A 22,920-nucleotide genomic window follows, 5' to 3' on the forward strand; every position below is an offset into this window, starting at 1 on the left:
GCTCCTTAGCTCACAGCCGGTGCTGGAAGCGGTGCTCCAGGTAATGGGCGACCGAGATCAGCGCCAGGCCAAGCGTGATCACCACCAGGCCGATTGCCGCCGCCATGGGCCAGTCGAAGGCGACGCCCAGAAGATTGATGACGATGTTGGAGATCATCAGCGAGCTCGGACCGCCGACCAGGACCGGGGCGACGAAATCGCCGAAGCCCAGAGAGAAGGTGATCACCGCGCCGGCCAGGATGCCGGGGATGCTCAACGGGAACACCACCTTCCGGAACACCTCCCAGCGCGTTGCGCCGGCATTCAGCGCCGCATCGATCAGCGATGTCGGGATGCGTTCCAGCTGGGCGTAGATCGACAGCACCGCGAAGGGCGTGAAGATATAGACCAGAGTCAGCGTCACGCTGAACTGGTTATAGAGGAAGATGGTCAGCGGCTCGTCGATGATGCCGGCGCCGATCAGCATGGTGTTGAGAATGCCGCCAGTGCCGAGGATGGTCTTCCAAGCATAGGCCTTCACCAGATAGGACGCCCACCACGGCACGATGACCAGAAGATAGACGAACCGCTTCACCGTCTCGGGCGCATGGAAGGCCAGATAAAACGCCAGCGGATAACCGATGATCGCGGAGAAGATGGCAGTGAACAGGCCGAGCTTCGCCGACAGGAGCATCACACCGAGATAGGGCTCGGTGGTGAACACCTTGATGAAATTGGCCGGTGACAGGCCCGGCGTGAAGGTGACGTAATCCACCGAGCCGAGGCTGTAATAGAACAGCATCCCATAGGGGATGATCATGAAGACGAAGAACCACAGCGTCGGCGGCAGCACCCAGAACAGCATGCGCCGGCGGTCGATGCGCTTGGCGCGCTTCAGGCCGGATTCGCCTTCGCTCGGCAGGTAAGTGTCGGCAGTCAAATCGGTCACGCCCCTACTCCGCCAGAAGCCGCACGTCTTGCGGCGAGACGGAGAGCATCACCTCGCCGCCGAGACCGTCGGGCATCTCCTGCTCGAAGACATTGAGCTGGCCCGCCTCGCCGGCCAGATCGACGACGAATTCATGCTTGGCGCCGAGGAACAGGCGTTCGGCCAGCATGCCTTTCAGCATGTTCATGCCGTCCACGGGGCCGCCGGCGATGTTGATGCGGTCGGCCCGCATCATGACGCCGACCGTCGAGCCGGCCGCAACGCCATTGCCCTCGCAGCGGAGGATCTGTCCGTCGCCAAGACGCACCTGAGTCTGTCCGCCCTCGGTCGAGACCACGATGCCGGAGAGCACATTGGCACGGTCGATGAAGCGGGCGACGAACTGGCAATTGGGCGCGGCGTAAATCTCTTCCGGCGAGGCCACCTGCAGGATCCGGCCGCCATTCATCACCACGATGCGGTCGCTCATGGCCATGGCCTCTTCCTGGTCGTGGGTGACGTAGATGAAGGTCTTGCCGAGCTGGCGGTGGATGCGCTTGATCTCGATCTGCATGGCCTTGCGCAAATTCGCATCGAGCGAGCCGAGCGGCTCGTCGAACAGCACGATATCCGGCTCGGTGATCAGGGCGCGGGCCAGCGCGGCGCGCTGCTTCTGGCCGCCGGAAAGCTGATGGGGTTTCTTGCCGCCATGATCGGCAAGATGGACGAGATCGAGATATTCGCCGATGCGCCGCTTCACCTGCTCCGGGGTATATCTGCCGCGATAGCGCTTTAGCCGAAGGCCGAAGGCAACATTGTCGGCGATGGTGAGGTTGGGGAACAGCGCATAGTCCTGGAACACCATGCGCATGTCGCGTTCCGAGGGCTGATCGTAGGTGATGTCCTTGCCGTCGAGCAGGATCTCGCCGCTATCGGGCCGCTCCAGCCCGGCGATGCAGCGCAAGGTGGTGGTCTTGCCGCAGCCGGAAGAGCCAAGCAGGGTGACGAACTCGCCGCGATCGATGGAGAGGTCGATCCCGTCGACCGCCGGCTTGAGCCCAGCGCCGTAGGACTTCCTGAGCTTGCGAATATCAATATAGGACATGAACCGGACCCGTCTGGTGAAAGGGGTGAGGCGCGGGAGCGCTATTACGCGCGCCCCCGCGCCCCGAGAGACGTCACTGTGCAGCTTTGACCTGGTTCCAGATTTCCAGGTATTTCGCGCGCTGCTTGACCGGCTGCCACCAGCTGACGGTCTTCAAGGTCTCCGGATCGCTCATGCCGAGAGTCTCGAAGGACTCCTTCTCTTCCGGGGTGAGCTCGCCGACGAGGTTCTTGTTGGCATAGCCGAAGCCGGTGACCTTGTGGCCGAGCGCCTGGACCTTGGCGGTCGAGACGTAGTCGAGCCATTTGTAGACGCACTCGTTCTCGGAGGCGCCCTTGGCGATCATCCAGCTATCGCTCCAGCCGCCGCGGCCTTCCTTCGGGTCGACATCGATGATGTCGCGGCCGTCCTCTTTCAATTTGAGGAGGGTCTCTTCCCAGGAGTTACCTCCGACCACCTCTTTGCCTTGCATCAAGGTGCCCATCTCGGAGGTGGTGAACCAGTATTTGCGGATGTTGGGCTTCAGCTCCAGCAGCGCCTCTTTCACCTTGGCGAGCTGCTCGTCATCCATGTCGTAGATGTCTTCGATGCCGAGATAGCGGGCCGCGGTGTAGACGGTCTCGATATCGTCCCACATGGCGAGCTTGCCCTTGAACTTCGGATCCCAAAGAAAGGCGAGGCTGTCCGGGGTGCCGTCGACCGCATCGGCATCGACGATGATACGGATGATGCCCCAGGCGTAAGGCACGCCGTAGGTCTTGCCGTCCTTGCTCAGCCAGGCGGGAGATTCGAAGGTCTCGAAGAACTCCTTCGAGGCCGGCACCTTGCTCATATCGACCGGATCGACGAGACCGGCATCGATCAGCTTCATGGTGGTGTCGTTGGAGGGGGAGATCAGGTCGTAAGCGCCGCCGCCACCCATCAGCTTGGCGAAGAACTCGTCATTGGAGCCGACATAGACGGCGTCGACCGAGCAGCCCGTGTCTTCCTCGAACGGCTTGACGAAGCTGTCGTCGGCATAGCCTTCCCAGGTTAGAAGATTCAAACTTCCGGCCTGGGCCGACGCTGCACCGGCAAGGCTTAGAAAAAGCCCCGCGACGAGAGATTTGCCCAAATTTTTACTCAAGCTCCTGCAAACCGACACTGATCCACACTCCTTATATTTCTTCACCCTGCACGACTTATCCGCTCCCCGCGCAGCGTTACTTCGGGTTGGAACGCCAACCCGAAACAAGACACACGGGAATGCTCGACCGATCGGCGACCGGACGGGATTTTTGCTTATCGTATATTGCTTCCCGAGAAGATTTTCTCCTCAGCGCAGCAAAAGTTCTCTTGAGGATACGCGTGACACCCGGCGTGTAATTGACAATTGGTGCCAAATGCGCGGACGGGCGCGCCATTGCTGACGCGCCCGTGCCGGGTCGGATGCGGTGAAGGCCGAAAGGCGAGCGCGCGTCAGCTCCACGCGCGCGGCCTATCGCTTAGGATTGCTGGTCTTCTTCATAGCCCTCGGCGCCCTGGGCTTCGGCCTCGGCGGGATTTTTCGGCGTCGGATTGGGCTTGGAGCCGCCATGGGTCTTATGGGACGGCGCGGGCGCGGCAAGCTCGGGGGCCGAGGCGTTGTAGACATGGATATCGCGCTGCGGGAACGGGATGGAGATGCCGTTCTTGTCGAAGGCTTCCTTGATCTGCCGGGTCAGATCCCAGCGCACCGCCCAGTAATCGGCGCCGCGCACCCAGGGGCGGACGATGAAATTGACCGAGTTGTCGCCGAGCTCCGAAACGCGGACCACCGGCGCCGGATCCTGGAGCACCAGCGGGTGCGCGGCGACCGTCTCCTCCAGCACCTCCGTCGCCTTCTCGATGTCGTCGTCATAGCCAATGCCGGCAGTGAGATCGACGCGGCGGGTCGGCGAGACGGTAACATTGGTGATGACCTCGCCCCAGACCTGCTTGTTGGGAATGACGATGATCTGGTTGTCGGGCGTGGTCACCGTGGTGGCGACGATGCTGACCGCCTTCACCGTGCCGGCCACGCCGCCGACATCGACATAATCGCCTTCATCGAAGGGCCGATAGACCATGATCATCAGGCCGGCGGCGAGATTGCTCAACGTATCCTGGAAGGCGAAAGCCATGATGAAGGAGGCGCCACCGATCAGGGCGAAGAGCGGGGTGATATCGACGCCGAGCATCGATACGACGATCATCAAGCCGAGGGCCAAGGTGATCCAGTAGACCACGGTGACGATGAAGGCCTGTAGCAGCTTGGAGAGGTTCTTGACGTGGCCGATCCAGCGGGCGACGGAGCGGCGCACCAGCCGCGCGATGATCAGAAGCGCGGTGAAGGCGACGGCGATCACAATGACGAAGCGAAGCACCCGCAGACCGCCCTCGTCGGAAGCGAGCCAACCCTGGAACTGGGCGAAGAGGGTGCGGTAATCGTTGGAGCGGGCCTCTTCCGTCGCGATGGCGGTGCCGTAGGTGCGGTAGTCAGCAATGGTCTCGGCATTGCCCCCCTTACGCTCCAGCGCATTGACGACGATGCCGAACTTCTTGAGATACTGATTGCGCTCGTTAACGCGCTCGAGCAGGTGCTTGCGCGCCTCATCCTTCTGCTTGCCCTGCAGACTGAGCAGCGCGACCTGCGCATCGGAGACCTCGGTGGTTTTGGCTTCGACGAGCTTCTGCCATTTCGCAGCTACCTCGACGAGTTCCTCCTTAGTCAGGGGAACGAGGCGGATGGTCAGCACCTCGCCGGTGATGGAAGGGTCGGTGACCGCCGGGGGCAGTTCGGCGGCGGTGTCGTTTGCCGCTGCCGTATTCTCGGCTGGCGCCGGGGCGGCAGCGTCTTGTGCAAAGGCCGCGCCCGAGAGGCCGGCGGCAAGAATGAAGACAAACAGAAGAGCCCAGATATTTCGAAGGAACGGCATGGCGCGACGACTCGCTTTCCCGGATCGCTAGGTTGATATGGCGCCCCGTGGTTAGAGGACCGGGCGGCGGCAATCAACCCGCCGGGATATTTGGGCATATCTCATTATGCCGACGCGATACGGCGATGCCGTGACATGGCTCCGAGTCATGGCTCCGTGACATGGCGCCGTGACATGGCCCGGCAAAGCCCCTATCGTTGAGCCGTCGCCGTTTCCGTTGCCGGACCCGGCCGACATCGTGACCGGGCTGGAATTCTTCGACAGCGCAGATGATTTTCGTTCTGCTCCAATTTGCGATCTGCGCCGGCGTCATTGCCGTCGCCGGCTCGGCGTTGAGCCGGCAGGGCGACGCGATCGCATCGAAATCGGGCATTTCGCGAAGCTGGATCGGCCTGGTGCTGTTGGCCACGGCCACCTCCCTGCCCGAGCTGTTCACCGGACTGAGCGCTGTGACGCTGGCGAACGCGCCGAATATCGCGGTGGGCGATGCGCTGGGAAGCTGCCTGTTCAACCTGGTCATGGTGGTGCTGCTGGATGCGCTGAACCGGGAGGAGCCGTTCTTCACCACCGCCGATCAGGGGCATATCCTGAGCGCCGGATTCGGCGCCATTCTGATCGGCTTCGCCGGCGCCTCGCTCTTGATCGAGCGGGAGACCTTGCTGCCCACGGTCTGGCATTTCGGCTTCTCCACGCCGCTGCTGATCCTGGTCTATTTCTTCGCCACGCGATCCAGCTTCCTCTATCAGCAGCGCCACGGGCAGCAGGAGCTGTCGATCGATACCTATCCCGACACGACGCTCGGCAAAGCGATCCGCCGCTATCTGCTCGCCGCAGTGTTCGTGGTGGCGGCGGGCATCTGGCTGCCCTTCATCGGCGTGGAGATCGCCGACCGGCTTGGACTGCAGGCGACCTTCGTCGGCACGCTGATGATCGCGGCGGCGACCTCGGTGCCGGAGCTGGTGGTGGTAATTTCGGCCTACCGCATGGGCGCCACGGATCTGGGCATGGCGAGCCTCTTGGGCAGCAACCTGTTCGACATTCTGATCCTCGGCATCGACGACATCGCCTATCGCGACGGACCGCTGCTCGCCGCCGCCTCAACCACCCATGCGGTGACGGCATTCGCGGCGGTGGTGATGACCGGTATCGTGATCGTGGCGCTGCTCTACCAGCCGCGCACGCGGCTGGCCGGCACGGTGGGCTGGGCCAGCCTGGCGTTGCTCGCGGTCTATCTCTTCAGCTCTTACGTGATGTTCCTGCACGGCCACTAGCCGCGGCGCTTGCGCCAGAGGCGCAGAACCGGATGCACCAGGCTGCCGACGACGAGCGGCGCCAGGCTGCAGGCCAACACCAGCCCCCAGGCCTTGGCATCCAGATGGACGAGCCGCAGGGCTTCCGCCACCGGCGAAATCAGCATGGCCAGGAAGATCAGGCCGACGCAGAGCTCCAGCGACAGCCAGATATAAGGGTTGGCGGTCACCGCATTGCGGAACACACCGGCATTGGCGCCGCGCATGTTGAACACATGCCAGAGCTGGCCGAGGCCGAGGGTGAGGAAGGAGACGGTGACCACCGCATCGCCCTCCAGCTCCAGCCAGTATTCGGCGAGCAGCAGCGCGCTCAAGGTCGCGATGGTGAGCAGCACGCCATAGAAGACGATGAAGCCCCAATGGCGGCGGGCGAGCAGCGGCTCGCGCGGATCGCGCGGCGGCTGTTGCAGCACGTCCTTCTCGCCCTCGCCGGCGGCGAGCGCGAAGGCGGGGAAGACGTCGGTGACCAGGTTGAGAAACAGGATCTGCAGCGGCAGCAGCGGCAGGGGCAGGCCGGCGAGCATGGCCAGGGCCACCACCATGACCTCGCTGAAATTGCAGGAGAGCAGATAGAGCAGGAAGCGGCGGATATTGCCGAAGATCACCCGGCCTTCGCGGATCGCGGCGACGATGCTGGAGAAGGCATCGTCGCGCAGCACGATATCGGCCGCCTCGCGGGCGACCTCGGTGCCGCGCTGGCCCATGGCGATGCCGATATCGGCCTTCTCAAGAGCCGGGGCGTCGTTCACCCCGTCGCCGGTCATGGCGACGATCTCGCCTTCCGACTGATACAGGGTGATCAGGTCGAGCTTCTGCTCCGGCGAAACGCGGGCGAGGATGCGGGTGGCGAGCAGGCCCTGGCGCTCGGCCTCGTCCTGCTCGGCAAGCGGCTTCAGCTCGCTGCCGGTGACGGCGGGCGTGGCGGAATCGGCAATGCCGACCGCCTCGCCGATCTTGCGGCCGGTGACGGCGTGATCGCCGGTGACCATGATGACTTTGATGCCGGCCTCGCGGCAGGCGAGGATGGCGTCGCGGGCATCGGCACGGGGCGGATCGCGCAGGCCGATCAGACCGATAAAGAGAAGATCTTCGTAATCGGTCGCCGCCGGATCGGCGGTCTCTTTCTCGGCGAAGGCGAGGACGCGAAGCCCCTGCTCGGCCATCTTCTCGGCCGCATCCAGCCAATAGCCGCGATCGAGCTTGACGCGGTCTGCCTTGTCGCCGAGCTGGCCCGTGGAGGCGCCGAGCACGGCTTCCGGCGCACCCTTGACCAGCATCACCAGCGCACCGTCGGTGTGATGCACCGTCGCCATCATCTTGGTGGCGGTGTCAAACGCCTCCTGGCCGATCTCGGGCCACTCGGCGAGCAACGTATCGCGCTCCAGCCCGGCGATGCGGCCGGCGCGCAGAAGCGCCAGCTCCATGGGATCGCCGGTCCCTTCCTCGCCGGCTTCGTCCTTGCCCTCTTGGCCGAGGCTGGCGCTGCTGCACATCACGCCGACGCGCAAGGCGCGGATCAGGGCCGGATCATCGCTGGCGTCGTTGCCGTGGGCATCGGCGATGGCGCCGTCACCGATGCGGTATTCGCCGCGCGGCAGCCACAGCGCCTCCACCGTCATGCGGTTTTCGGTGAGGGTTCCGGTCTTGTCGGTGAAGATCACCGTGGTGGAGCCGAGGGTCTCCACCGCCGAGAGCCGCTCCACCAGCACGTTGCGGCGGGCCATGCGCCACATGCCGCGGGCAAGCGCGATGGTGGCGACGATGGGGAGACCTTCGGGCATGGCGGCGACCGCCAGTGCCACGCCGGCCTCGATCATCAAGGGAAGATCTCGCCCGCCAAGCACGCCGACCAGGGTGGTGAGCGCGGCGATGACGATGACCACCCAGACGATCTGGCCCATGAGCTGCTGCAGCTTGCGGTCCAGGGGCGAGGATTCCGGCTCGGCTTCGAGCACCAGATCGGTGATCCGGCCGAGCTCGGTCTTCATGCCGGTGGCAGTGACCACGCCGAGGGCAGTGCCGCGCACCAGGGCGGTGCCTTTGTGCAGCATGCAGTTGCGGTCGGCGAGGATGGTGTCGGGCGGGACGGGGTCGAGGGATTTCTCCACCGGCACGGATTCGCCGGTCATGGTGGATTCATCGCACCAGACATTGGCCGCCTCGACCAGGCGGAGATCGGCGGCGACCAGATCGCCGGCTTCGAGGAAGACGATATCGCCGGGCACCAGGGCTTCGGCGGGAATGCGGTGCAAGGCGCCGTCGCGCCTCACCTGCGCCGATTGCACGCCGAGCTGGCGCAGCGCCTCCATGGAGCGCACGGCGCGGATCTCGGAGAAGAAGCCGGTGGCTGTGTTGATCACCAGCACCAGCAAAATGGCGACGCATTCAGTGATGTCGCCGAGAATCAGGGACAGCGCCGCGGCGGCGGCGAGCAGCCAGACCACCGGGCTTTTGAGCTGATCGACGAAGATCTCGAAGGCCGAGACCCTGGGCGCGTGACGCAGCGTATTGGGACCGTAGCGTTCCCGCCGCCGATCGGCCTCCGCATCGGAAAGGCCTTGGGCAGGATCGACGTCGAACTCTTGCAGCACCGCGGCGGGCGGGGCGGCATAAGGCTTATCGTCTCCTTCGTCGACGGTTCGATCCTGCATGTTTCCGGCTGTTACTCTCAGGTGGGCAGCCCTGCGGACGCCGAAGCGCGCGACTATCAGCTTGGCGCCGGTGGTGCTTGTGTCAATGCTCCGGTTCGGGACATAGCCGCGCGCTCGCTTCCGTTATTTTTCGGGCGCGATGCCGAGATGGGCCTCGGCGGCGGCGATCTGCTCCTTTACCCGCACGAAACGGTCGGGACTGACCGACATGGAATCGATCCCCTTCTCGACCAGGAAGCGGGCGAACTCGGGGTGATCGCTCGGCGCCTGGCCGCACAGCCCGGTATGGGAGCCGGTCTTCTGGGCCTTCTCCAGCAGCTCCTCGATCATGGCGAGCACCGCCTCGTTGCGCTCGTCGAACAGATCGGTCAGCCGGTCGCTGTCGCGGTCGACGCCGAGGGTGAGCTGGGTGAGGTCGTTGGAGCCGATAGAGAAGCCGTCGAAGCGCTCGGCGAATTTCTCGGCCAGCTTCACGTTGGCGGGGATCTCGGCCATGACGTAAAGCTTCAGCCCATCCTTGCCGCGCTCCAGCCCATGCTTGGCCATCTCGGCGATCACCTTATCGGCCTCGGCCAGGGTGCGGCAGAACGGGATCATCATCACGATATTGTCCATGCCGATCTCGTTGCGGGCACGAGCCAGGGCCTGGCATTCCAAGCCGAAGCCCTCGCGATAGGCCGGGTCGTAATAGCGGCTCGCCCCGCGCCAGCCGAGCATCGGGTTCTCCTCATGGGGCTCAAACTGGGCGCCACCGAGAAGATCGGCATATTCGTTGGTCTTGAAGTCGCTCATGCGCACGATCACCGGGTTCGGGTGATGCGCGGCGGCGATGCGGGCCATACCGCGGGAGAGCTTATCGATGAAATACTCTTCCCTGGACGGGTAGCCGCGGGTCAGCTTGGCGATCTGTGTCTTGGCCGCCTCGTCCTCCACCTCGTCGAAGCGGATCAGCGCCATGGGGTGGATCTGAATATGCCGCCCGATGATGAACTCCATGCGGGCCAGCCCCACACCGTCGGCGGGAAGCCGCCACCAGCGGAAGGCGCCGGCCGGATCGGCGAGATTGAGCATCGCCTTGGTGCGGGTCTCGGGGATGTCGGCGATCTCGATTTCGATCTTCTCAAACTCGGCGATGCCCTCATAGACATGGCCTTCGCTGCCTTCGGCGCAGGAGACGGTGATCGGCTGGTCCTCCTCCAGGCGCTTGGTGGCATCCCCTGCCCCGACGATGGCGGGTAAACCGATCTCGCGGCTGACGATGGCGGCATGGCTGGTGCGGCCGCCGTGATCGGTGATGATGGCGGCGGCGCGGGTCATGATCGGCACCCAGTCGGGGCCGGTGGTGGCGGTCACCAGCACGGCACCGCGGGGAAAGCTCTCGATCTCGTCGGGGCTTTGCAGCTTGCAGACCTTGCCGGCGCCGATAGCATCGCCAATGGCAAGACCGGAGAACAGCAACTCGCCCTTGCCCTTCAGCTTGTAGGTATGCAGCGCGCTCGCCTCGCGGCGGGACTGCACCGTCTCGGGCCGAGCCTGGACGATGTAGAGCTCGCCGGTCTCACCATCCTTGGCCCATTCCATATCCATGGGGCAGCCGTAATGGCGCTCGATGGTGGCGGCCCAGCGGGCGAGCGTCAGGATCTCGTCGTCGTCGAGCACGAAGCGGCGGCGCTCATCGCGCTCGGTCTCCACCACCACGGTGGAGCCCTGCTTGGCGTAGATCATCTTGGAGCGCTTCACGCCGAGGGATTTGTGGATGATCGGGGTGAGGTCTTCGCGGTCGAGGAACGGCTTGTAGACCTGGAACTCGTCGGGATCGACCATGCCTTGCACGATGGTCTCGCCGAGCCCCCAGACGCCGGTGATCAGGATCGAGCGGGGGAAGCCGGTCTCGGTGTCGATGGAGAACATCACGCCGGAAGAGGCGAGATCGGAGCGCACCATCTTCTGCACGCCGACGGAGACGGCGACCTGGAGATGGTCGAAGCCGTGGTTCTCGCGATAGCTGATGGCCCGGTCGGTGAACAGCGAGGCATAGCATTTGCGGCAAGCATCGAGCAGCGCCTCCTCGCCCTCGATATTGAGATAGGACTCAAGTTGACCGGCGAAGCTCGCCTCGGGCAGATCCTCGGCGGTGGCGGAGGAGCGCACCGCGACGGTACGGTCGCCGCGGTCACGCATCTCGTCATAAGTGCCGAGAATCGCGTCTTTCAGAGCGGGCGGGAACGGCGCATCGAGAATGGATTTTCGGATGGCGCTGCCGACCTCGGCCAAAGTGCCCAGATCGTCGCCCAGCTTGGCGACCTCCGCGGCGATGGTCTCATGCAGGCGGTTCTCCTTGATGAACATCCAAAAGGCGTCCGACGTGGTGGCGAAACCGCCGGGGACGTTGATGCCTTCTTTCTGCAAATGGCCGATCAGCTCGCCCAATGATGAATTCTTACCGCCGACTTTTGCGACATCGCTCCGGGCGATCTCAGACAGCGGGATGACGAGAGACTGATCGTTCATGCGGCTTCTTCCTCCTCAGGATCACAGCCGCGGATTTTCGCGGCTTTTTCTTGTTCACGTTCTCGCTCGGGCCGGTCGGGCTTGTACTCCTCGACCAGCTCGACATCGAAACTTTGCCCCGGACTGATCGGCCGGATCTGGCCGCGATAGCCCAGGGTGATCGGATCGGCCGTGGTGGGACGGCTGGAAACGGACAGGTGGTGCTGGGTCACTTTGACGTCGAGGATGTGGCGCCGGTAGCGGAAGGTCACCTCGAGCTCCTGCACCTCTTCGGGCAGACGCGGATTGAACATCAAAATGCCGGCGCGGGCTTCGAGCCCGGTATAGCAGCGCTGGAAGATATCGACGGTGCCGGCCATGGCGCCCAGATGAATGCCCTCGGCGGTGGTGCCGCCCTGGATGTCGGCGATATCGGTGTTGAGCGCGGACTGCACCAATTGCCAGGAGCGCTGGCGGTCGGCACGGGCCAGAATCCAGGCATGGGTGATCCAGCTCAGGCTGGAGCCGTGCGAGGTGCGGCACATGTAATATTGGATGTTCTTGAAGATCAGATCCGGCGAGAACGGATAGCCGAGCCGGTGGAAGATCTCCTCCAGTTCCTCGCGGCTGAACAGGTAGAAGATCATCAGCAGGTCGGCCTGCTTGGAGACCTTGTAGTCGTTGGGGTCCTTGCCTTCCGCATCGAGGATGCGGTCGAGCCGCTGCATATCCTCGTATTTCTCGGAATAGCCTTCCCAGTCGAACTCCTGCAGCTTCTCGTAGCCTTCGAACTGGCTGATCACGCCGTCCTGGAACGGCACGACCAGATTGGTGCTGATATCGCGCCAGCGGTCGAGCTCCTCCTGGTCCAGATGCAGGCGCTCGCACAGGCGGCGGCGCTGATCGGCCGGCATAAGATCGAGCACGTCGAAGACGCGGGTCAAAATCCAGGACACCATGATGTTGGTGTAGGCATTGTTGTTGAGCCCGCCGCCGATGGAGGGATCGGCGTCCGGATAGGCGGTATGGAATTCGTCCGGTCCCATCACGCCGTTGATATCGAAACGCCCGTCGGGCCGCAGCTTGGCGAGGCTCGACCAGAAGCGCGCGATCTCGCAGAACAGCTCGGCGCCGCAATCGATCAGAAAATCGCGATCCTCGGTGGTCTGGTAGAACTGCCAGATATTACGGCAGATGGCGGCGCCGACATGGCGCTGACGCCAGGAATTGTCGGGAATCCAATCGCCGGAGACGGGATTGAGGTGGATGCGCTGGCTTTCCTCGCGGCCGTTGGAACCGCTCTGCCAGGGGAACATGGCACCGCGGAATCCGGCTTCCTTGGCCGCGTGGCGCGCCTCCTGCAGACGCCGGAAGCGATAGAGCAAAAGCTCGCGGGTGAGCAGCGGCAGACGCAGATCGAGATAGGGGAAGATGAACAGCTCGTCCCACATGATGTGGCCGCGATAGGCCTCGCCATGCCAGCCGCGCGGAGGCACGCCGACATCGGTACCGATGGTGTGGGGCGAGGCGGTCTGCAGGATATGGAAGATGTGCAGCCGAAGCTTGAGCTGGGGGCCGCGCTCACTGGTCTGCACGCGGATATCGCATTGCTCCCAGAGGTGATCCCAGGCCCGGCTATGCGCCATCAGAAGCTCGGCGAAAGGCGGCGCGGCGCGCACGCGCTTGATCGCTTCCAGAAGCGGCTCGGAGATGGCGTTGTCCTTGGAATTGAAATAGGCGGCGGTCTTCTCGACATGGATCGGACTGCCCGCCTTGGCCTCTAGCGTATAGTCGGCCCAAATCGCATCCTCGCCGGTCGCGGGGGTTTGCGGCGATACGCCCATGCCCTCGCACTCCACCCGGGTGCGGGCGGCAAGTCCGATCTCGCGCCGCGCCTGCACCATGCGGCTGCGCAAGGTGAGGATCACGCCGTCGTCGGGGCCGAGCTCCAGGGTTTCCAAATGCTGCCCGTTGAGCGAGCGGTAGCGCGGCACGCCCCAATTGGTCACGCCGCCATCGAGAGTGGTGCGGATGGTGGCTTCGCCCGACCAGTTCTCCGGGGTCATGGTGATCGAAAGCCCGGCGAGGTGGCGGTCGGCCATGGAGACGATGCGCTTCTCCTCCCAGCGGGTGACCCTTCCCTCCCCGTCTTGGAAACGCGTGGTGCGGGTCAGGAGGCCTTGGCGCAGGTCGAGCTCCTGGCGGTAATCGAGATACTCGATGTTGTCGGGGGAGATCCAATCGCCCTCGCCGATCTTGAGAGAGATCGGCAGCCAGTTGGGCAGATTGACCAGATCCTCGTTCTCGATCTTGCGCCCGGCAATCTCGGTGGTGAGGCGGTTATAGCCGCCGGCGAGATAGGTGCCGGGGTAATGCACCTCGTCGGCCTTCGAGTCGGCGGCGGCGCCGCGGGTGACGATATAACCGTTGCCGAGAGCGCAAAGGGTTTCGCGGTTGCCCTCCATGCCGGGGTCGTAACCCTCGTAGATCAAAATCCATTCGCTCACGAGCGGACCTCCAAAGCGTTTTGCGGTCGACGTTGCATGATTGATTGGGAAACGGTCAAAGAAGTCTCTGCCGCGCCGGGCTCCCTTCGCGAAGCAGAGCGGCAAGATCGTGGGTCACGATATCGGCGCCGCTTCGGCGGAGCGCCTTGGCGTGGGCGTCGCTGCCTTCCGGCTCGCGGGTGACGCCGATAACCAGGCGGAAATGGCCGGTGGCGCCGGCGCCGACGCCAGAGACGGCGTCCTCCACCACGGCGCAATGGGCGGGGTCGGCACCGAGGCGCCGGGCGGTCTCGATCAGCATGGCGGGATCGGGCTTGCCGGGAAGGCCGAGCTCTCTCGCATCGGTGCCATCGACATGGGCGTCAAACAGATCGGCGATATGGGCACTTTTCAGCACGTCTTGCGAATTGCGACTCGCGGAGAAGATACCGACCTTGATGCCATGATCTTTGAGCGTTTGCACGAAACTTACCGCATCAGGGTAAGCGGGCACGGTCTCTTTGGCCAACCAATCGCGGAAGACCTGGTTTTTGCGGTTACCGATGCCGTGGATCGTCTCCAGAGTTTGGTCGTCCTCGGCGCCCTCGGGCAGCGCGATACTACGGGATTCGAAGAAGCGGCGCACCCCGTCGAAACGCGGGATGCCGTCGACATGGGCGAAATACTCGTCCTTGGTGAAGGGTCGGAAGGGCTCGCCTCCCTTTTCGCTGCGCGCCCGCAAGGCTTCGTCGAACACCTGTTTCCAGGCGGCGAAATGCGCCTCCATGGTGTTGGTCATGACGCCGTCCATGTCGAACACCACCGCCTGAATGGCGGGCTCGTTCTCCACATCGCGCCGGGCTTGCGGTTGCATCTCACCTCCAGCTTCGCCTGCGGACGTAAGTCCGCGACGCTTCTTCGGGCCGCCCAAAGACCTAGACCTACATCAACATGTCGCTCTTTGCGTGACATTGAAGGGGTCTGGTAGAAAAAGACTGAAGATCGCCGGAACGGGCTGGACGCTCCGCCGTTGGTCACGAAGACAAGGAGACGAAAGACCCATGGATGCAGAAATCGCCACTATCAATCCGCTGCTGCGCGCCAAGTCGCTGGGGCAGAGCATCTGGCTCGACTATATCCAGCGCGGGATGATCGAGGACGGCGAGCTGGCCCGCCTGATTGCGGAGGACGGGCTTGGCGGCATCACCTCCAACCCGGTGATCTTCGAAAAGGCGATCAGCCATTCTAAGGATTACGAGGCGGCGATCGCGGCGATGCGCGGCAAGACAAGCGACGTGGCGGAGCTCTACGACACGCTGGTGCTGAAGGATATCGGCGATGCGGCCGATATGTTTCGGCCGATGTTCGAGGAAAGCCACGGCGCGCACGGTTTCGTCAGCCATGAGGTCTCGCCGCATCTGGCGCTGGATACGGACGGCACGCTGAGCGAGGCGCGCCGGCTTTGGCAAGCGCTGGACCGGCCCAACGTGTTCATCAAGGTGCCGGGCACCAAGCCGGGCATTCCGGCGATCGAGACGCTGACCTCCGAAGGCATCAACGTGAACGTGACGCTGCTGTTCGGCGTCAACCGCTACGAGGCGGTGGCCGAGGCTTATATGGCGGGGCTGGAAAAACGCCTGGAGCAAGGCCTGCCGGTGAGCGGCGTGTTCTCGGTGGCGAGCTTCTTCCTGAGCCGCATCGATCACATGGTGGATGCGGAGCTGAAGGAAAAAGGCGGCGAAGCGCTTTCCTTTCGCGGCAAGACGGCGATCGCGCTGGCCCGGCTCGCCTATCAGAGCTACATCGAAATCATGGAATCCGACCGCTGGCATCGCCTGGCGGAAGCCGGCGCCACGCCGCAGCGGCTGCTCTGGGCCAGCACCCAGCCGAAGGATCCGGAATACCCGGACACCAAATATGTCGATGCGCTGATCGGGCCGGAGACGGTATCCACCCTGCCGATGGAGACGCTGGAGGCCTATCGCGAGCATGGCGATCCGGCACCGCGGCTGGAAGACGATATCGAGGCGGCGCGCGCCCTTCCCGGCGAACTCGCCAAGCTCGGCATCGATGTCGATCAGGTGGCCGACAAGCTCGAGGAGGAAGGCATCGACAAGTTCATCAAGCCGTTCGATGCGCTGCAGAAGGCGCTGGCCGCAAAGCTCGGCTAAGCGCGCCGCTCACACCTCCTCCAGGCTCTCCGCCGGCCAGACCCAATCGCGGATCTCGGGCATATCCTCGCCATGGGCGGTGATGTAATGCCGGTGATCGGAGAGCTTGTTCTCCATGGATTGGCGCAGCTCGGCCCGTTCGGCAAGGCCGGGCACGCGGTCGATCACATCCATCACCAGATGGAAACGGTCGATGCCGTTCAGCACCGCCATGTCGAAAGGCGTGGTGGTGGTACCCTCCTCGATATAGCCGCGGGCATGCAGATTATGGTGATTGGTGCGGCGGTAGGTGAGCCGGTGGATCAGCCAGGGATAGCCGTGGAAGTTGAAGATGATCGGTTTGTCCTTGGTGAAGATGGAATCGAAGGCCGCGTCTGAGAGCCCGTGGGAATGAAACTCCTCCGGCTGCAGCCGCATCAGATCGACGACATTCACCACCCGCACCTTCAGATCGGGCAGATGCTGGCGCAGCAGGCTGACGGCGGCCAAGGTCTCGATGGTCGGCACGTCGCCGGCGCAGGCCATCACCACGTCGGGCTCGCTGTCATCCTCATTGCCGGCCCAGGGCCAGATGCCGACACCGGCCTCGCAGTGATGGATCGCCTGCTCCATGGTCAGCCATTGCGGCTCGGGCTGCTTGCCGGCGACGATGACGTTGACGGTGTTGCGGGTGCGCAAGCAATGATCGGCGGTCACCAGCAGCGTATTGGCATCCGGCGGCAGATAGACCCGCACCACTTCCGCCTTCTTGTTCACGACATGGTCGATGAAGCCGGGGTCCTGATGGCTGAAGCCGTTATGGTCCTGGCGCCAGACATGGGAGGTGAGCAGATAATTCAGCGAGGCGAGCGGGCGCCGCCAGGGCACCTCCTGGCTGACCTTCAGCCATTTGGCGTGCTGGTTGAACATGGAATCGATGATGTGGATGAAGGCTTCGTAGCAGGAGAAGAAGCCGTGGCGGCCGGTGAGCAGATAGCCCTCCAGCCAGCCCTCGCAGGTGTGCTCGCTCAAGATCTCCATGACGCGGCCACTGGGATCGAGATGATCGTCGGTCGGAAGACGCGTGGTGTCCCAGCTGCGGTTGGTGACGTCGAACAGCGCGCTGAGGCGGTTGGATGCGGTCTCGTCGGGGCCGAAGACGCGGAAATTGCGGTCCTCCAGGTTGAGCCGCATCACCTCGGCGAGAAAATCGCCCATCACCCGCGTCGCCTCGCCGCGCTTTGCGCCCGGCGCTTCCAGATCGAAGGCGAAGTCTTTGTAATCAGGGATTTTTAGCTCGCTCACGCCGGGGTTGGAGGCGGGGTTCATCCCCATGCGTTTGGCGCCCTCCGGCGCAAGCGCGGCAAGCTCGGAGCGAAGGCGTCCCTCCTCGTCAAACAGCTCCTCCGGCTTATAGCTGCGCAGCCAGCTTTCCAGCAGCTTCAGATGCGCCGGGTTCTCGCGCACCTTGGCGAGCGGTACCTGATGGGAGCGCCAGGTGCCTTCGGTGGGGAGCCCGTCCACCTCCTTCGGCCCGGTCCAGCCCTTCGGCGTATTGAGCACGATCATCGGCCAGTGGGGACGGTCGAGCACGCCCTCCTCCCGGGCCCGCGTCTGGATCGCCTTGATGTCGGCGGTAACGGTCTCCAGCGTGGCGGCCATCTTCTGATGCACATCGGCCGGATCGTCGCCTTCGACGAAATACGGCGTATAGCCGTAGCCGCGCATCAGATCGGCCAGCTCGTCATGGCCGATGCGGGCGAGCACGGTGGGGTTGGCGATCTTGTAGCCGTTGAGATGCAGGATCGGCAGCACGGCGCCATCGGTGGCAGGGTTGAGGAATTTATTGCCATGCCAGGCGGTGGCGAGAGGGCCGGTCTCGGCCTCGCCGTCGCCAACCACGCAAGCGACGATCAGCTCCGGATTGTCGAAAGCCGCGCCAAAGGCATGGGACAGGGAATAGCCGAGCTCGCCGCCCTCATGGATCGAGCCGGGCGTTTCCGGCGCGGTATGGCTGGGGATGCCGCCGGGGAAGGAGAATTGCCGGAACAGCGTCTTCATCCCGTCGGCGCCTTGCGGCACGTCGGGGAAGAGCTCGCTATAGCTGCCTTCCAGATAGGTGTTGGCGACGATGGCGGGAGCGCCGTGGCCCGGTCCGGTGACGAAGAGGATGTCGAGATCTTTCTCCCGGATCATCCGGTTGAGATGCACGTAGAGAAGGTTGAGGCCGGGGGACGTGCCCCAATGGCCGAGCAGGCGCGGCTTGATGTGCTCCGGCTTCAGCGGCTCGCGCAGCAGCGGATTGTCGTAAAGATAGATCTGCCCGACGGCCAGGTAGTTCGCCGCCCGCCAATAGCGATCGAGTGTCTCCAGCTCTTGCGGTTCCAATCGATCAGCCATTCGCGTCTCCTTCCGGTTTGGGCCCTCTCGGGCACGCGTTCCATTCGCTCCCGCATAACCGCCGCGGCGGCATGCGCCGATGCTTAGCATCAAAGATATCGCGCGCCGGTAAAGCCTATACGACCCTGTCTTCGCAGTCCTGCGGCCCGCGGCCCCCCTCTCCTAAGCCTCCACATGGCGGATGAGTTGCGTGCGAACGATCGGCGGGATTGGATTTTCGGTCTAAGCGAGCGCGCGATAGGCCTCGATCTGGGAGCGGTAGATCTTGCCGGTCAGCTCATCGAGGAAATGGGTGCGTTTGAGCCGGTCCATCACCGGCCCCTTCACCTCGGAGAGAGAGAAGGTGACGCCGGCATCCTTCAGGCTGCGGTTGATGGCTTCCAGGCTCTCCAGGGCGCTGGCATCGATATGGTTCACCGCCGGGCACATCAGCACCAGGTTCTCCACCTTCGGGTTTTCGGCGACGAGCTCGGAGATCCGATCCTCCAGGAAGCGGGCATTGGGGAAATACAGGCTCTCGTCGATGCGAAGGGTGATCAGCCTGTCGCTGGTCTCCACCTCATGGCGGTTGATGTTGCGGAAATGCTCGGTGCCGGGAATGACGCCGACCACGGCGCAATGGGGCCGGCTGGTGCGCCAAAGATGCAGGACGATGGAGACGGCAACGCCAGTCACCACGCCGACCTCGACGCCGAAGCCGAGGGTCAGCAGGATGGTCGCCGCCATAGCTGCGAAATCGGCGCGGGAATAGGCCCAGGTGCGCTTCAGCGCGCCGAGATCGACCAGCGAGAGCACGGCGACGATGATGGTCGCCGCGAGGGTTGCTTGCGGCAGGTAGTAGAGGAACGGCGTCAGCAGCAGCGCGGCGACGAGAATGCCGATGGCGGTGAAGGCGCCGGCCGCCGGGGTCTCGGCGCCGGCATCGAAATTCACCACCGAGCGGGCAAAGCCGCCAGTGACCGGAAAGCCGCCGGACACGGAGGCGGCGATATTGGCGGCGCCGAGACCGATCAGCTCCTGATCGGGATGGATGCGTTGACGCCGCTTCGCGGCGAGGGTCTGGGCCACGGAAACGGATTCGACGAAGCCGATAATGCTGATCAGCAGCGCCGGCAGCCAAAGCTGCTCGATCAAAGACAGGTCGAGAGGCGGCAGTGCAAACGGCGGCAAGGCTTGCGGAATTTCGGCGACGATATGCACGCCGCGCTGATCGAGGTGGAACCACCAGGCAAGCGCGGTGGTGACCAGGATCAGCAGCACCGGCGCGGTCTTGGCGACGATATCGGCCGCGCGCGGGCTCGCCCCCCATGCGGTCAAGAGCGGCTTCAGCCCGAGCCGCACCCAGAACAGGAAGGCGATGGCGCCGGCGCCGATGGCGAAGGTCCAAAGATTGGTCTCGCCGATATGGCCGGCCATGCTGGCGAGCAGGCTGGCCAGATTGCTGCCTTGCGCCTGGATGCCGAGGATATGTTTGAGCTGGCTGGCGGCGATGATGATGCCGGAGGCGGTGATGAAGCCGGAGATCACCGGATGGCTCAGAAAATTGGCCAGGAAGCCAAGGCGGAACAGGCCGATGGCGAGCAGCATCAGCCCGGAGAGCAGCGCCAGCAGCAAAGCGGCGGACGCGTAGTCGGCCGTGCCGGAGGCGGCGATGGCGCCGACCGACGATGCAGTCATCAGCGAGACCACGGCGACGGGGCCGACCGCCAAGGTACGGCTGGTGCCGAAGATCGCATAAGCCACCAGCGGCAGCATGCTGGCATAGAGGCCGGCTTCCGGCGGCAGGCCGGCGAGCATCGCATAGGCGAGGCTCTGCGGGATCAGCATGACGGTCACGATCACCGCAGCGAGGAGATCGTGACCGAACAGCGTGCGCGAATAGCTGGCGCCCCAATCGAGGATCGGCAGGTAGCGGCGGAGCGTCGATCCGCCTTTCGCTGCAGGGCGCCGTGGAAGACTCTCTGTCGTCACGGGAGTGCGAGCCTTTCAGCTCAAATGTGGGCTTACGACGATTTACGAGCCTTGCGAGGGTTTCGGCTTGGCCAGCCACTCATGGCCCTTCAGCATGGCGCGCCAATAGATCGGCGGCAGGATGCGCTCCTTCAGCCACCAGGCCATACGCGAGGGCTTCTTGCCGTCGATGAAGAAGCTGGGGAAGCTCGGCATCAGCTTGCCGCCATACCCGAACTCGGCGAGCACGATCTTGCCGTTCTCCACCGTCAGCGGACATGAGCCGTAGCCGTCATAGGCGGCGGTCAGCGCCTTGCCCGAGATGTCGTGGATCAGGTTCTGGGCCACCACCGGAGCCTGCTTGCGGGCCGCCGCCGCGGTCTTGGCATTGGGGGCGGATGAGACATCGCCCAGGGCGAAGATGTTGGAGAACTCGGTGTGGCGCAGAGTCTCCTGATCGACCGAGACCCAGCCGGCCTCGTTGGCGAGCGGGCTCACCCGGATGAAGTCGGGCGCGCATTGCGGCGGGGTGACATGGATCATGTCGAAGGGCACCTCGACGGTCTCCTCCGGCGTATCGGGAAGCGTCTTGGAGAACCAGGCCTTCTTGGCCGGCCCGTCGATGGCGACCAGGTTGTGATGGAAGTTCAGCGCGGCGTGATAGCGCTCCACATATTCCATCAGCGCCGGCACGTAGTCGGCGACGCCGAACAGCACGCCGCCGGCATTGTAGAAGCCGACATCGATATCTTTCAGATGGCCACTGCGCAGCCAGTGGTCGGCGGAGAGATACATCACCTTTTGCGGCGCGCCGGCGCATTTGATCGGCATCGGCGGCTGGGTGAAGACGGCCTTGCCTTCCTTGAAATTGCTCACCAGCTCCCAGGTATAGGGGGCGAGATCGAAGCGGTAATTGGAGGTGACGCCGTTGCGGCCCAGCGTCTCGGGCAGGCCTTCCACCTTGTCCCAATCGAGCTTGATGCCGGGACAGACCACCAGCCACTTATATTGGACGACGCGGCAGCCCTCCAAGATCACCGCATTGTCCTTCGGCTCGAAGGCGGTGACCGCGGCCTTGATCCATTTGACGCCGCTCGGGATCACCGAGGCCATGGTGTTGACGGTGAAGGAGGGATCGAACACGCCGGCACCGACCAGGGTCCAGCCGGGCTGATAATAATGGGTATCGGCCGGATCGATGATGGCGATGTCGAGATCGGGATCGCGGGCCAGGAGGCTGGAGGCGGTGGCAATGCCGGCAGCGCCGCCTCCGACGATGACGATTTCGTGGGTCGCGTCGGCCAGCGCGGTAGGGGTGCGGCCCTTATTGGCGATGCGGCGGACGATGCCGCTCATGTCGTAGCCGGCGTCCTGCGCGGCAGAGACGATATCGGAGAGCGGCTTGGAGGCGGCCTGAGACAGCGCCCAGAGCGAGGTGGAGCGGGTGCCGGTGCGGCAATAGGCGAAGACCGGCTTGGGCAGCTCCTTCACCAGCGTGGCATAGGCTTCGATATCCTGGTCGGAGATCTTGCCGGAGGTCACCGGCTGATACCGAACCTCGAGCCCGGCCTCTTTCGCCGCCTTCTCGATCTCGGCGAAGCTGGGCTGATCGGCGGCCTCGCCATCGGGGCGGTGGCAGACGATGGCGCGGAACCCCGCCTGTTTGATCTTCTCGAGATCGCCGGCCTCGATTTGCGGGGAAACCGTGATCTCGTCACTCAGCTTGCGGAATTCCATTCTCTCCTCCCGGTCACGACCGACCGCCTTGCCGCGCATCTTGCTACACGTCCTGCAAACGACCGCCTGCAGCACCCGCTCGGGTTGTCCGGCGCGGCGTGTCGCAAGATCTCTTCAAAGGCTGTCGACAGGCAATGGCACATTTCAAAAAAGCCGCCCCCCATGCTTCGCTGTTTTTGTGTGAGCGGCAGCGAGGAGAATATATTTCCCCAATAGATCAATGTCACGAATGACATTGATTGAATTAATTGATCGAAATCATCATTGGAATCGATCGGATGCCGGTTCGACTACGCGGAAAACGCGCAAAAGCGAGCCTTTCAGGACGGAAGCTTCGTCCCAACAAATCTCAAAGATAGAGCGTGGCGCCAACGGTGCGCCTAGCGCAGACCGCCGGTCAGGATATGCAGCAAGCTGCGCTCCAAGGTGCGCTGCACCAGAGTGGCGAACACCGCCTGCCCGACGATCTTGCCGACGCCGCGGGAGACCTTCTCCCGATCGTGGCCGTTGGCTTTGGGCGTGAGCGGGATCGGGTTCGGCCCGCCCGGCTCGGTGGTGATCGGCAGCGTGCCGCCATGCATATGCAGAACGGCATCCTGCAGCGGATCGCTCTCCATGGCCGCGTCGTAATGGACGATGACCGACCAGGCCGAATGATTGATCTCGACGCGGGTGACTCCCGGCAGTGCGGAGAGCTTCTCGTCGATCTCCTTGGCGAAATCGCGATCCTGTTTCAGGCGCGGAACCTTGAAGCGCGCGCGCCCCGGTACGTGATGTATGCAGTAGACCATACCCATC

General features: G+C 63.8%; 14 protein-coding genes. 2 read left to right on the forward strand and 12 right to left on the reverse strand.

Annotation, left to right across the window (positions count from 1 at the left end):
* Positions 1-10 precede the first annotated feature (10 nt).
* The 4 genes from HT051_RS11975 to HT051_RS11990 form a co-directional block, all read right to left on the reverse strand.
* Complete coding sequence (locus tag HT051_RS11975) at positions 11-928, reverse strand: ABC transporter permease (protein WP_174542244.1); 918 nt, start codon at positions 926-928, stop codon at positions 11-13.
* Between the two features lie 4 nt (positions 929-932).
* The gene (locus HT051_RS11980; protein ID WP_174542245.1) at positions 933-2,012 is read right to left on the reverse strand and encodes an ABC transporter ATP-binding protein; all 1,080 of its coding nucleotides are present in this window, start codon (positions 2,010-2,012) and stop codon (positions 933-935) included.
* A 73-nt stretch (positions 2,013-2,085) separates the two neighbouring features.
* Complete coding sequence (locus tag HT051_RS11985; protein ID WP_174542246.1) at positions 2,086-3,057, reverse strand: ABC transporter substrate-binding protein; 972 nt, start codon at positions 3,055-3,057, stop codon at positions 2,086-2,088.
* A gap of 439 nt (positions 3,058-3,496) precedes the next feature.
* Positions 3,497-4,948 (reverse strand): mechanosensitive ion channel family protein, encoded by a 1,452-nt coding sequence (locus HT051_RS11990; protein WP_208454315.1) that lies wholly within the window; start codon positions 4,946-4,948, stop codon positions 3,497-3,499.
* Between the two features lie 269 nt (positions 4,949-5,217).
* On the opposite strand from HT051_RS11990, the gene HT051_RS11995 reads away from it, so the two are divergent.
* Positions 5,218-6,219 (forward strand): sodium:calcium antiporter, encoded by a 1,002-nt coding sequence (locus tag HT051_RS11995; RefSeq protein ID WP_174542247.1) that lies wholly within the window; start codon positions 5,218-5,220, stop codon positions 6,217-6,219.
* On the opposite strand, the gene HT051_RS12000 is transcribed toward HT051_RS11995, so the two are convergent.
* From HT051_RS12000 to HT051_RS12015, 4 genes are all read right to left on the reverse strand, one after another.
* Entirely contained in the window at positions 6,216-8,909 is a 2,694-nt protein-coding gene (locus tag HT051_RS12000; protein ID WP_174542248.1) for a cation-transporting P-type ATPase, read from the reverse strand. The genes HT051_RS11995 and HT051_RS12000 overlap by 4 nt on opposite strands.
* A gap of 123 nt (positions 8,910-9,032) precedes the next feature.
* Entirely contained in the window at positions 9,033-11,420 is a 2,388-nt protein-coding gene (gene ppsA, locus HT051_RS12005; protein ID WP_174542249.1) for a phosphoenolpyruvate synthase, read from the reverse strand.
* Positions 11,417-13,906, reverse strand: a complete 2,490-nt coding sequence (locus HT051_RS12010; RefSeq protein ID WP_174542250.1) for a glycoside hydrolase family 65 protein — start codon at positions 13,904-13,906, stop codon at positions 11,417-11,419. The genes ppsA and HT051_RS12010 overlap by 4 nt, the downstream gene beginning before the upstream one ends.
* A 55-nt stretch (positions 13,907-13,961) precedes the next feature.
* Positions 13,962-14,759, reverse strand: coding sequence for an HAD family phosphatase (locus HT051_RS12015; RefSeq protein ID WP_174542251.1), 798 nt, complete (start codon positions 14,757-14,759; stop codon positions 13,962-13,964).
* Between the two features lie 187 nt (positions 14,760-14,946).
* On the opposite strand from HT051_RS12015, the gene tal reads away from it, so the two are divergent.
* Positions 14,947-16,056, forward strand: coding sequence for a transaldolase (gene tal / locus HT051_RS12020; protein ID WP_174542252.1), 1,110 nt, complete (start codon positions 14,947-14,949; stop codon positions 16,054-16,056).
* A 9-nt stretch (positions 16,057-16,065) separates the two neighbouring features.
* On the opposite strand, the gene HT051_RS12025 is transcribed toward tal, so the two are convergent.
* The 4 genes from HT051_RS12025 to HT051_RS12040 form a co-directional block, all read right to left on the reverse strand.
* Positions 16,066-18,435 (reverse strand): phosphoketolase, encoded by a 2,370-nt coding sequence (locus tag HT051_RS12025; protein WP_174542253.1) that lies wholly within the window; start codon positions 18,433-18,435, stop codon positions 16,066-16,068.
* A 222-nt stretch (positions 18,436-18,657) separates the two neighbouring features.
* Positions 18,658-20,406: a SulP family inorganic anion transporter gene (locus HT051_RS12030; RefSeq protein ID WP_174542254.1), complete on the reverse strand. Its 1,749-nt coding sequence runs from the start codon at positions 20,404-20,406 to the stop codon at positions 18,658-18,660.
* Positions 20,407-20,448: 42 nt separating this feature from the next.
* Positions 20,449-22,122, reverse strand: coding sequence for a bifunctional protein tyrosine phosphatase family protein/NAD(P)/FAD-dependent oxidoreductase (locus HT051_RS12035; protein ID WP_174542255.1), 1,674 nt, complete (start codon positions 22,120-22,122; stop codon positions 20,449-20,451).
* Between the two features lie 380 nt (positions 22,123-22,502).
* The gene (locus tag HT051_RS12040; protein ID WP_174542256.1) at positions 22,503-22,913 is read right to left on the reverse strand and encodes a heavy-metal-associated domain-containing protein; all 411 of its coding nucleotides are present in this window, start codon (positions 22,911-22,913) and stop codon (positions 22,503-22,505) included.
* Positions 22,914-22,920 lie beyond the last annotated feature (7 nt).

The sequence above is a fragment of the Methyloligella sp. GL2 genome (assembly GCF_013341275.1).
In the GTDB taxonomy this organism is placed as follows: Bacteria; Pseudomonadota; Alphaproteobacteria; order Rhizobiales; family Methyloligellaceae; genus Methyloligella.